Here is a 12,344-nt window from a genome sequence, read left to right as displayed (position 1 = left end):
ACAGTATTTAACCTCTTCAGTCGCGGGGTGGAGCAGCTTGGTAGCTCGTCGGGCTCATAACCCGAAGGTCGTTGGTTCAAATCCAGCCCCCGCAACCAATTCTTATTTATTCTTTTCTTTGTCTTTCTTAGTTATATCAAAACCCAAACAGATTTTTAATCACTTAATTTCTTGTTTTCAGCCAATAAAAAAGGCGACTCACATTACTGTTTGCCACCTTCTTCGATACCAAAAATATCACGATTAATTACGGATAGCTAACTCGCCCCCATTACGGAAATAAGCTTTGATCCCTTCAAAAATCGACTCAGCCATTTGCTGTTGGAACTTAGCTGTTTTGAGTTTACGCTCTTCTTCTAAGTTACTGATAAAGGCTGTTTCCACTAAAATAGATGGAATTTCGGGGGCTTTTAATACCGCGAAGCCAGCTTGGTCCACTTTGTTTTTGTGTAGCCGGTTAACGCGCCCCATACGTTTTAAAACTTCATCCCCAAACTTTAAGCTGTCATTGATCGTTGCCGTTTGCACCAAATCTAACATGGTATGGTCGAGATACGCATCGCCGCTTTTACTCACCCCACCAATTAAGTCAGCTTCGTTCTGAGTTTGAGCAAGGTAACGCGCCGTGTTACTGGTTGCCCCTTTCGTGGAGAGTGCAAAGACCGATGAACCATTCGCTGAACGGTTGGTAAAGGCATCCGCATGAATAGAAACAAACAAATCAGCCTGCATTTTTCTCGCTTTCGCCACGCGGACTTTTAATGGAATAAAGACATCCTCATTACGCGTCATATATGCCCGCATTTTCGGATCTTTATCAATCAGCGTTTTCAAGCGACGGGCGATTTGTAAAACCACATCTTTTTCACGGGTCTTATACTTACCAATCGCACCGGGGTCTTCCCCACCATGCCCTGGGTCAATCATAATAACAATCGGCCTATCGGTACCCGCTTTCCCTGGTTTTTTCGCCTGTACTGGCATGCTCTCTTCTAAATCACCTTTGTTGTAATCTTCAAGGAGCGCCAATAATGGGTCATCGTTGGTTTCAACGCCTTTACCCGGATAGAAATCCATAACTAAACGGTGTTTAAATTCAGCGACTGGCGGTAGGGTAAAGAATCGAGGAGACACTTTGTTTTTAACTTCAAAAACCAAACGTACCGTTTTAGGATCAAACTGCCCGACTCTCACTAATTTTAAGTAAGGGTCTCGAGACTGAATTTGGCTTCCCATATTCTTAAGAACGTTATTTAATTGAACGCCCTCTAAATCAACAACAATACGCTCAGGATTGTTTAAAACAAACTGGCGATACTTTAAAGGAATGCTGGATTCTAGAGTAATACGGGTATAACTCGAGGCTGGCCAAATACGAACAGCAACAACGCTACTACTGGCAGCAAAACCGAATGGGCTGACACTTAATAGCATAACTGCCGCCGCACCTTGCAATAGGCGACGTTTTGATGGGCTGTGATCTTGATGACTCATCAATAATTCCGAATCTATATCCTGAAAAGTTTAATAATATCTAAGACAAGAGATAATATATTAGCGACTAATTCGCACTCTATCTAGTTCTTCATCCTTTGTCATTACCAATCTATTCTATTTATATCCCAGCACGCATCTATTCAATGCAATATAAACGCCATACTTGCGTAATTTAAATAGTTAATGATGCTCAATTGCCGAATAACATTTATTGGCAATAATCTGATATGCAGATTGCATTGTTGTGATTATATCCATTTATATTTAGAGATATGTAAACCTTAAAAATAAATTTGTTACTTTTATTGTCCTAACTTTTACTTGATATTTCCCACCAAAAAGAATAAAAATACAGTTATTGCGAATAAAAATTCAGTTAAGAAGGTGATTATGAAAGAGCGCAGCACCGAGTTGGTTGATGAATTTCGCCATTCGGTACCTTATATAAATGCCCACCGTGGCAAGACATTTATCATCATGCTTGGCGGTGAAGCAATTGCGCATGAAAATTTTCCTAGCATTGTCAATGATATAGGGCTACTTCATAGCCTTGGCATTCGTATTGTCGTTGTTTATGGCGCTCGACCTCAAATCGAAGAAATCCTTGCTGAGCATAATTATGACGCCATTTATCATAAACATACCCGTGTCACTGATGCGAATACCCTTGAATATGTTAAGCAAGCTTCTGGAGCATTGCAGCTTGATATTACGGCTCGTTTATCGATGAGTTTAGGTAATACACCATTACAAGGGGCGCACATTAACGTCGTTAGCGGTAATTTTGTGATCGCACAGCCTTTAGGTGTTGATGATGGAATTGATTATTGCCATAGCGGTCGTATTCGTCGCATCAACGAAGATGCCATCAATGCTCAACTCGATAATGGATCTATCGTGTTAATTGGTCCCGTGGCGGTTTCCGTAACAGGTGAAAGCTTTAACCTCACCTCGGAAGAGATTGCAACTCAGCTTGCTGTTAAAATCAAAGCCGAAAAACTGATTGGTTTCTGCTCATCTCAAGGGGTGGCTGATAAGGACGGTAATATTCTGTCTGAGCTATTCCCAAATGAGGCGGAAACACGGATCCAAGAATTGGAGTCTGAAGGAGATTATTACTCTGGAACAGTTCGCTTCTTGCGAGGTGCAGCTTCCGCTTGTCGCCGAGGTGTACGCCGTAGCCACCTACTTAGCTATCAAGAAAATGGCTCGCTGATCCAGGAACTCTTCTCCCGTGATGGTATCGGTACGCAGATAGTCATGGAAAGCTCAGAAAAAACTCGCCGTGCAAATATCAATGATATTGGTGGGATTTTAGAGCTAATCAGACCCCTTGAGCAGCAAGGTATTCTGGTTAGACGCTCACGGGAACAACTCGAAATGGAAATCGATAAGTTCACAATCATTGAACGCGATAATTTGGTTATCGCCTGCGCAGCACTTTACCCATATCCCGAAGAAAAACTCGGGGAGATGGCTTGCGTGGCAGTACACCCTGATTATCGTAGCTCCTCTCGGGGTGAAGAACTGCTACAGCGGGTTATGACACAAGCTAAGCAACTAGAGCTGGACAAGCTGTTTGTCTTAACCACAAGGAGTATTCATTGGTTCCAAGAACGTGGTTTTATTCCGGCAGAAATTGAGATGCTTCCAGTCAAAAAGCAGGCTCTTTATAACTATCAGCGTAAATCAAAAATCTTAATGCTGGATATTAAAAGCCAAGCCGCTTGAAGTACTTCAGAAAGTTGGCAAACAAAGTAGTTCGCCATACTCTCTAACTCGCGTTTATAAACCCAGATATTCAAGTAATACTCTGGGTTTTTCTTTAATGCGACCTAATATTAAGTTAAGCGATTTGCACCACTCGGCATTTTTCGCACAATGGATTTTGCTCTAACAATGGACGTAAAATCGCTTCCATTTCAGCAAAAGAGGTACCGTAAAAATAGAATGCAGTTTCTGTTGGACCATCCCAAACACCGTGGATCCCGCCGATATCTTCGACCGCTTCATCAAGCTGATCAAAAAGATCGTTAATATCATTATTTTCATAGACTTCATCCGCTAAATCTGTGCCATTGAAATAAATCGCCAGCCCTTCATCCGCTCCAAAGTCGATTTGAACGTCTTCACCATGAATAGTTAAGCGAGAGCCTTTAGGGGCTAACATCGCCGAAAACATTTGAATAATCAGGCTGATATTCTCATCACTTGCATCACTTAGTGCCAATTCAATATCGCACTCAGCAACTTCGCCATTTTCACCTAATTGGGTACCACCACCACTGACTTGGATTTGCCCTTCTTTGCCTAATTTTTCCATAGCTTGATCAAATGCATCTTCCAAATCTGCACGGCGAGCAGGATCAATTTTGGCATTCAATGTTACTGTCACGGCGGTCATTTGTTGCTGATTTTCCATATTGGTACCTTAAATGTCTGGGAATTAATTTAACTGCTCAAACTGTAGCGCTAAGCCACTACGGCGTTTAGTGGGGGTTTCTATCGCACGACGTAACACCTTTTTACTGCCATACAATGAAAGTTCGTTCTTAGCTCGTGTCATCGCGGTATAGACGAGCTCTCGGGTAATCACCGGCGAATATACATAAGGTAAAACCAAGGCGGTATGAGCAAACTCCGAACCTTGAGATTTATGAACAGTCATCACGTAAGCCGTTTCATGTGCTGGCAGTCGATTTGGTTGGATCCCGCGAATGGTGCCATCAGGAAACTGGAAGTAGGCTCTCATCTGCCGCTCTTCATCTAACAAGATAATACCAATATCGCCATTAAAGAGACCTAGTGCACTATCATTGCGGCTGATCATAATCGGTCTTCCAACATAGTGCTTATGCTTCAAATTATATGGTTTTGTAATTAACCCTTGGCGATGAAGTAATTTTTCAAGTTTGTCATTTAGACCTGAAACCCCGTAAGCCCCTTCCCTCAATGCGGTAAGTAGACGGTATTGATTAAATTTATGTAGGACATCGGCAGGTTTTTCCCTCGCTTTAACGGCTAATAAATAGTGCTGATAAAACCCGACCGCATCTAATAACATATTGGCGTAACTTTCGCTCATTTCGGCTTCGGCGTCTTTTTCGTTATCTGGCATGGCACTAGGGATATAGTTATGAATATCCGTGAAATTCTGCGCAAGAATATCATCCACCCGCTTCACATTTCCGGTATTGACGGCAAAAGCTAGCTGACCAATTCCTGAATCGGCAGAGAAACGGTAGCTGTGTCTTAATAGACATAAGCTATCACGGATAGCAGGCCCTTTATTTGAGGTGAATTCACTTAATGAGCATCCAGCCAATCGCTCCAACTGAGCGGCTCGTTCAGGGCTATAGCCTTTATTCGCAAAACGGCAGATATCCCCTAAAACAGCCCCCGCTTCAACAGAAGCGAGCTGATCTTTATCGCCTAAAAATATCAGTTTGGCAGAGTCAGGCAGTGCTTCAATGAGCTTACCCATCATGGGCAAATCTACCATTGAAGCTTCATCGACAATCAAGATATCGAGCGCAAGCGGATTATCACGATGATAACGAAACTGCTGGCTTTCAGGTTGAGCACCCAATAGTCGATGTAACGTTTTGGCTTGAGTGGGAAGTAATTCACGCTCATCGTCATTTAATGGTAGCTGTTTCATCGCATACCCTAATGACTCCGTTAAACGCGCAGCGGCTTTACCTGTTGGGGCAGCTAATTCAATACGTAAGCGATGTTGCTGCTGATGACCTAACTTAATCAGCGCTGCTAAAATTTTCGCTACCGTTGTTGTTTTACCTGTTCCTGGTCCCCCGGAAATGACTGAAACTCGACTCGTTAACGCAACAGCGGCGGCAATTTTCTGCCAATCTATCTGCGTTGACTCAGGGAATAACGTCGTTAAAATCAGCTGAATTTTAGCATTATCAACATCAGATAATTCAGTCTCTGAAAAGAAGTGAGCTACGCACTGCTCGTATTGCCACATACGCTGGAAATAAAGAAAATCACCTGATAGCAGCAATGGGGCAACAGACTCTCCTCCGACTTCACACACAGATTCGCTCGATAATAACGCCGCTCTGATAGAGGCTTGATTTGGCTCCCCAATCATGTGCCACAATTGCGCTGTAAATTCAGGGTGTCTTCCCATAAATAACACGTCAGGACGAATATCATCCAGTGCTAAACAGACATGCCCAGACATGGTTTCTGCGCTAAGCAGCGCAGCCACTAACAATAAAATCGGGTTATCTTCATTTGCAACGTTATAAGCGAATTGCACATCAAGAGGTGTGAATATACGCGCTTCAATAGCTTGATTAAAAAACGCTTTCATCATTGTGGCTCCTTAGATTGAGCATCATGAAATAGCGCATCAAACTCACTGATAAATTCAATTGTTGGTCGATAGAAAAAGACACCATTTTGAGAATCTATACGTTCCGTACCCCGTAAAAAGAGATAATAAACGCCACCAAAATGAGTTTCATAATCGTAATTTGGCATCCTCTGTTGTAAAAAACGGTGTAATGCCAGCGAATAGAGCTGATATTGCAGATCATATCGATGGTCAATCATTGCTTCAGCTATCGCCTCTTGAGTGTAATAAGAGGCATCTTCGCCTAAATAGTTGGACTTATAATCCAATAAATAAAACCGCCCTTTCCAACAGAAGGTTAAGTCTATAAAGCCTTTTAAAATACCTTGTACCTGCTCAAAATTAAGCGGAGGACAATGTTTTGATAGAGGATCATACTTGTGAGTAACGCGATCAACATCTTTTGCATTGAGCAAGCTATCAATCGGTAAATAGAACTGCATTTCATCCAATCTATCTTGAGCTGGAATAGCCGACAAACAGAGCCCATCATCGGCTAACGGTACATTCAAAATGGCATTCAACCAGCCTTGTAACATAGGAACCCATTGAGTATCAAAGCCTGCTACTTGCAGTTTTTCTTCTAGCCATTCGGAAGAAATGCCACCTGAAAAATCAATTTCTTCCATTAAGCTATGTAAAAATGTACCGGGTGCAGCGCCTTTAGGGAATTGGTGAGGGGTCAGCTGATTTTCTTGTATTTCTTGTGTCTCGACATCATGACTGACTTCAATATCCATCTTAGGGGCTAATGAGTTAGCAAATTGCTCGGCCGATAAGGTTTGATCTTCTTCTCCATGGGATGCGCTATAACTCAAACCCGAATAGCTTGTTACACGCCAGCTATCATCAAAGTGTCGAGAAACCACCCTCGCTGATAACTCATCGCTGGTCTCTTTAGTTAAATTCAGCCTTACCATTTCAGGGGAGTTTATCGGTTGCACATCAATCACATCATTACTGAGTGCATCGAGCATGCTGCTGAGTAATACACTGTCACCTTCTTGCCCTTTTTGCAGCAAATATCCCAGCGCGGATAGGTGCAAATCCGTATTACCTGATTTTTTACGGTTACCTTTGATAAGCGGAGCGACTCCGACACTACAGTGATAAATAGCGCGAGTGAGTGCCACATACAATAAGCGTAAATCCTCAGCTAAACGCTCTTCATCCGCTAATTCGACATACTCTTCGGTATCATCAAGATCGAGTTTCGCTATGTAATCATCACGGTCGTGAAACAGACCTTTTGATTGAGGTAGGAAGTTACTGGCAAACGGTAACCAAACAATTTTATATTCCAACCCCTTGGATTTATGAATGGTGCTGATTTGTACTAAATGCCTATCACTTTCAAGACGCATTTGTTGTGCATCTGATTGATGGTCAGGGTGGGCAATCTGCTGCGCTAACCAACGGGTTAGTGTGTGCTCACCTTCAAGCTGGAGAGACATCTCTTGCAGTAATTCCCCAATATGCATGAGATCCATCAAACGACGTTCACCTTCAGAACCCGATAGCAAGGTTTCAGCAATATGCCTTTGAGACATAATCCCACGTAACATGGGTAGAACACCGCGTTTACGCCAAATTACAGCATAGTGAGCAAACTCATCAACGACATTTTCCCAGGCTTTTTCATCGTAATTTAGGCTATCAATATCTTCTGCCGTTAAGCCCAATAATCCCGTCGCTAAGGCACTGCGCAATACCCGTTCTTTTTCTGGTGTTAATACGGCCAATAATAGCCAGAGAATTTCTTTGGCTTCTTGGGTCGCAAACACGCTTTCTCGATTTGATTGAAACACCGATGGGATATTAAGTTGATTTAGCGCATCACGGACCAATATCGCCTCACGGCGGCTCCGAACTAATACGGTGATATCTGAGGCCTCTACAGGCGTTTGCTGCTGCTTATTTTCAAAGTAGGTTGAACCTTGCAGACCACCAGCAAGATATTGCCCTATTTGCGCCGCACATTGCTGTGCCAGGGCTTGTTCATATTCCGAAACAGAGACCCCTTCAGCGTGCTGCTGCCAGAAAGTAAGCGCTTTCACTTCTTTCCCATCATGGATCAGTTTTTTGTGGCTATTATGAGCCGCAAAATTAACGCTTTGAAATGGAATTTGTTCAAAAATAAATGGATTTTCAGCGTGATGGAAAACCTGGTTTACAGCTTCAACCATACTCTGGGATGAGCGATAGTTTGTTTCCAACGTATAGTGAGCACTAACTTGCTTTTTCGCCGCAATATACGTGAAGATATCCGCACCACGGAATGCATAAATGGCTTGTTTCGGGTCTCCGATAAACAGCAATGCAGTATCATCAGTTTCCCGATAAATACACTGAAAAATACGATATTGCTGTGGGTCAGTATCTTGAAACTCATCAATCATCGCAACTGGGAAACGCCTAGCAATTGCTTCGGCAAGTAATGCCCCACCATCTTGATGCAACGCTTTATCTAAGCGAGTCAGTAGATCATCAAAACCTAACTCACCGCGTGTTTGCTTCTCATGAACAATAGTCTGGCGTACTTCACTAATCGCTTGAGGAATAATCAAATCTTTAATCGTCAGCGCTTGGGCAAGTAACTCATCAACTAATCTAAAGACTGTATGAGAAGGCCCTGAGCCGCTTTTAGATTTTTCATCTAATCGAGATTGCGAAAAACGCTCTAAGATATCTTTTGGCAGTTGATAATCATCAGTGCTTTGCTCTGCCCATTCGGTTATTTTTTCTAACCATGTAGGTAAATAACGTGTGCTGTAGCTGCGTTTGTCTACATCAGAATCAGAAATTAGCTTTTCAAAATCAGCAGAATTTTTTGTCCATAAATCTTTTAAATTCTGAATTAAACCAATCAAACGTTGATGACGTTCTTCAAGAGTTTCAGGTAATTCCGGCTGATTGATAATAAAGGGAATATCCCCTTGCAAGAACGGCTTAATTTCGTTCAAGAGTGCTTCAGGTCCATTCCACTCGGCATGAACCACTTTGGTCATCGAATAATCCAGAGGATAAAAATGACGACGCCAAAAGTCCGCACAAGCTTGTTTCTGGATAGGAAACTCATCTTGGATCATGGTTTGTTCAAACAAAATGCCTGATTCAAACGCATTGTGCGCTAACATTCGTTGGCAAAAACCATGAATGGTGTAAATAGCGGCTTCATCCATTTGGCGCTCAGCGGCTAATAGCCAATTCGCCGCAAAAGCGCGTTGCTCTTCACTTGGTAACTCCGTTAATAGTGTGAGATATTCTGGTTCCGATTCGAATCCCAATCCATTACGTAAACACGCCAAACGCATCTTATGGATGCGCTCACGAATACGCCCGCGTAATTCATTGGTCGCCGCCTCAGTAAAGGTCACAACCAGAATCTCTTCAACACTTAAAGGTCGAGGGAATGCATTTTCATTCCCTAAACCTAATAATAGGCGCAGATAGAGGATCCCTATCGTATAGGTTTTACCTGTACCAGCCGATGCCTCAATTAACCGCTGTCCACGTAACGGGAGTTTATAGGCATCTAACAATTGGGAACTCATCTGCACCTTATTCACTCAGCATTTTCCTTGATAGGCAACATTTTCTGAAGATCTGAAGCTTGTGGGTACAATACCCAGTTTTTCAGTTTTGCATACCCTGATTTCTCATCAGCACCCTGACCAATCACTTGAGATGCCATCGCCAAACCTTGGTGTTTTAAAACCGCATTTTCATAATATGCAATCACTTCAGCTTGAGTGGCTGTCTCTAATCTCGATAAGACTTTATCTCGAGAGTCAAAACTGAAAATATTACGAGAAAAATCGGAACCATAGCGCCCAACCTCTTCATAGAATGTTTGTGGCGGCTGTTTCATTTCCGTAATAATCGATTGTTTATATTGTTCAAATTCAGCAGAAGGTAATTTTTTCAGCTTATCCAAAGTGACTTTATAGAAATCTTGATAGCGAGTATTGAGATAATCTGGTGTTTTGGCATTACTTTGCAGCAAGAAGCCAATACCCCACTGATCACCAAGCCCCACCTTGAAAGCAAATACGGCATAACCTAGTTGCTCATTGGTTCGTAATTGGTCGTAAAACCACGGCTGAACAATTTTAGATAAAATACCAGACAGAACCGCACCATCGATACGGTCATAACCATCAGGAATAAATAACTCGGCCAATGCGTTATCGCTGCTATTACCTTGCTTATGGAAATCGGCTAGATAGGTTTTATTCACCACAACGATGTCACCACTCCACCAATTTTTACCTTTGCTCTTTAACAGCTTACTGACATCTTGGATAGTTTGAATACTTTGCTGCTGAGTAATGTTACCCACAACTAATGCTTGTAAGGCGGCACCTTCAACGACGGAACTACGGTAGTCCGTAATATCTTTCAAAGTGATCGTGTCTAAAGCGGCTAACCGTTGCTCCTGTTCAAAATACGGAACACTGTTAAGGCGCTGCAATGGCTGCATGGCTAGCTCGTATGCTTTCGCATTGTTTGCCACTTCGATTTGTTCTTTGTACCAAGATTTTGCCTGAATCAACTCTCTTTCTGTTGGCTCAAAACTTAAATACACCTTGGTCATGGATAAAAACAGCTCCGATAAATGCTGAGTATAGCCGCTCGCATTTAACTGTAATCCAATCCCTTGAGAGACAGAGACTGACATCCCAGCTACAGAAGCTTGATACTGTAATTCATCCATTTTTAACGATGAAATATATTGCAGTAAAGAACCTACCACTTGAGATTTTGCTGTTTTGTCTTGATCGTTATAACGCAGGTCTAACGTAATACTTGCCTTCGGCTCATCAGCAAAATACTGACTTGGCATATACAGCACACGTATATTCCCTTCCTGATAAACCATTTCAGGATGTTTATACGCTTTATCCGTTTTAATCAGGGATAAGTTATCGGGAATATAAGGGTTTAATTTTGGTAATTTAAAGGTCATTTTTGACTCTAAATCAGCCCATTCAGTGAACTGTTTTTCACTGATTTTATCGACTTGGTAAGGCGCATCGACAAAGTAAGCTTTTTTATTACTCGGTTCATTCGGGCTAATAAACCAAATACGTGCATTTTGTGCTGTCAGTTCAGAAAGTCTCTGTTTTATCGCCGTAGGATTATATTTGTCTGCAACATAATCAGAATCTAGAACGTGATTAACAGGCATAGTGATCATTTGGTCAGAAAGCCATTCGATATAGTTCATGTCTCTGACAATGGAGCCATAACGAAATGATAAATTAAGCACTTTCGCTATTTCATCAAAATAATCTTGGTTAACCCCTTGGTTTTTAATCAAATCAATATAAGCAAAAATAGCCGCGATAACTTGATCTCGTTCCGCTAACCCTTTATCCGTTAATGTGACATAGATAGAGAATGAACCATAATTACGATCTGCATTTGGCGAGGCAGATGCGCTGATACCTTCTGCTAATCCTTGGGAAATAAGCCAATCAGATAACGTTCCCGGACTACGATTTCCAATTAAGTAGCCGATGTATTCATCACTCTTGCTACGAAAATCGGCCATATTGTTTTTGATACTAAATTCGATTTGCAATGCTTTTTGTGGCTGAGAGGGAACATAGTGGATCACAATCCCCTTTTCTTTATCCGTCACTGCGGGGATCGTAACCTCTGGTACTGAAGCATTAAAATTAGGAATACGGCCAAAGGTTTCATTGGCAATTTTCGCTAATTGTTCAATAGATTGGTCGCCATACAACACGCCATTCATCAAGTTTGCTGAGTAATAACGTTTGTAGAAACTCACTAACTCATCTTGGAGCTTGCTATTGGGCTTGTCCTTCAACGTTTCCAGATTTCCACCTGCAAAGCGAGAGTTTGGATGGGCAGGATTTAGCGTTTCGGAACGAATTTGCCAAATACGCATACCATCACGCGCACGAGCCATGGTGAGTTCAGCATTGACAGCATTACGTTCTTTATCTGCATTCACGGGGTCAAGTAACGGCTCAGCGAGTGCATCCGCTAGTCTATCCGTAGCAGCCTCAAGAGCTCCATTTTCAACTTCAAAATAGTAGGCGGTACGATGTGGTGCAGTGCTAGCATTATGGCTTCCGCCGTGTTTTTGTAAAAACTCAGAGAAGCTACTTGGCTCAGGGTATTTTTTAGAGCCCATTAACACCATGTGTTCTAAGTAGTGAGCGAGCCCTAACTGACTGTTCGGGTTTTCAATACTCCCGACGGGTAATGAAACTGCCGCTAACGATTTAGTCGCTTTAGGGTCTGAAACCAGTAAAACCGTCATATCGTTGTTGAGTTTGATTGCTTTATATTCTCGCGGATCACTGACGCTTTTATTAATAGTTTCTGGCATAACTTGCCAAAGCGGCTGCGCTGCAATAGCACTACCTATAAATAGTAGTGATAACAAGAATAAATGAGCGATATGTTTCGATAATCGTAACATTCTTAG

6 protein-coding genes and 1 tRNA gene are annotated in these 12,344 nt (G+C 42.2%); 2 read left to right on the top strand and 5 right to left on the bottom strand.

The window, feature by feature from the left end; genetic code table 11:
- Positions 1-21 precede the first annotated feature (21 nt).
- Positions 22-98 (top strand) — tRNA-Met (locus JK188_RS00870).
- A 145-nt stretch (positions 99-243) separates the two neighbouring features.
- On the opposite strand, the gene amiC is transcribed toward JK188_RS00870, so the two are convergent.
- Complete coding sequence (amiC, locus tag JK188_RS00865) at positions 244-1,494, bottom strand: N-acetylmuramoyl-L-alanine amidase AmiC (protein ID WP_036956325.1); 1,251 nt, start codon at positions 1,492-1,494, stop codon at positions 244-246.
- Between the two features lie 393 nt (positions 1,495-1,887).
- Between amiC and argA the strand changes: the two genes are divergently transcribed.
- The gene (gene argA / locus JK188_RS00860; RefSeq protein WP_154637118.1) at positions 1,888-3,228 is read left to right on the top strand and encodes an amino-acid N-acetyltransferase; all 1,341 of its coding nucleotides are present in this window, start codon (positions 1,888-1,890) and stop codon (positions 3,226-3,228) included.
- Positions 3,229-3,343: 115 nt separating this feature from the next.
- Here argA and JK188_RS00855 read toward each other — a convergent pair whose 3' ends face one another.
- Genes JK188_RS00855 through ptrA form a run of 4 tightly spaced genes read right to left on the bottom strand, consistent with a single transcriptional unit; the run spans position 3,344 to position 12,338 of the window.
- Positions 3,344-3,919 (bottom strand): hypothetical protein, encoded by a 576-nt coding sequence (locus tag JK188_RS00855; RefSeq protein WP_036956323.1) that lies wholly within the window; start codon positions 3,917-3,919, stop codon positions 3,344-3,346.
- A gap of 24 nt (positions 3,920-3,943) precedes the next feature.
- Positions 3,944-5,836 carry an exodeoxyribonuclease V subunit alpha gene (gene recD, locus JK188_RS00850; RefSeq protein WP_211887546.1) on the bottom strand — a complete coding sequence of 631 codons (1,893 nt, stop codon included), beginning with the start codon at positions 5,834-5,836 and terminating at the stop codon, positions 3,944-3,946.
- Positions 5,836-9,447 carry an exodeoxyribonuclease V subunit beta gene (gene recB / locus JK188_RS00845; protein WP_211887472.1) on the bottom strand — a complete coding sequence of 1,204 codons (3,612 nt, stop codon included), beginning with the start codon at positions 9,445-9,447 and terminating at the stop codon, positions 5,836-5,838. The genes recD and recB overlap by 1 nt, the downstream gene beginning before the upstream one ends.
- Positions 9,444-12,338, bottom strand: a complete 2,895-nt coding sequence (gene ptrA / locus JK188_RS00840) for a pitrilysin (protein ID WP_211887471.1) — start codon at positions 12,336-12,338, stop codon at positions 9,444-9,446. The genes recB and ptrA overlap by 4 nt, the downstream gene beginning before the upstream one ends.
- Between the last annotated feature and the right edge of the window lie 6 nt (positions 12,339-12,344).

Origin of the sequence: Providencia sp. JGM181 (assembly GCF_018257375.1) — a bacterium.
GTDB lineage: Bacteria > Pseudomonadota > Gammaproteobacteria > Enterobacterales > Enterobacteriaceae > Providencia > Providencia lanzhouensis.
Note: the sequence above shows the minus strand (reverse complement) of the source record. Positions and strands in the feature narration are given on the sequence as shown.

Excerpts from the sequence above, each read along its gene's own strand:
- amiC (WP_036956325.1), bottom strand. The coding sequence starts at position 1,494 with ATGAGTCATCAAGATCACAGCCCATCAAAACGTCGCCTATTGCAAGGT.
- argA (WP_154637118.1), top strand. The coding sequence starts at position 1,888 with ATGAAAGAGCGCAGCACCGAGTTGGTTGATGAATTTCGCCATTCGGTA.
- JK188_RS00855 (WP_036956323.1), bottom strand. The coding sequence starts at position 3,919 with ATGGAAAATCAGCAACAAATGACCGCCGTGACAGTAACATTGAATGCC.
- recD (WP_211887546.1), bottom strand. The coding sequence starts at position 5,836 with ATGAAAGCGTTTTTTAATCAAGCTATTGAAGCGCGTATATTCACACCT.
- ptrA (WP_211887471.1), bottom strand. The coding sequence starts at position 12,338 with ATGTTACGATTATCGAAACATATCGCTCATTTATTCTTGTTATCACTA.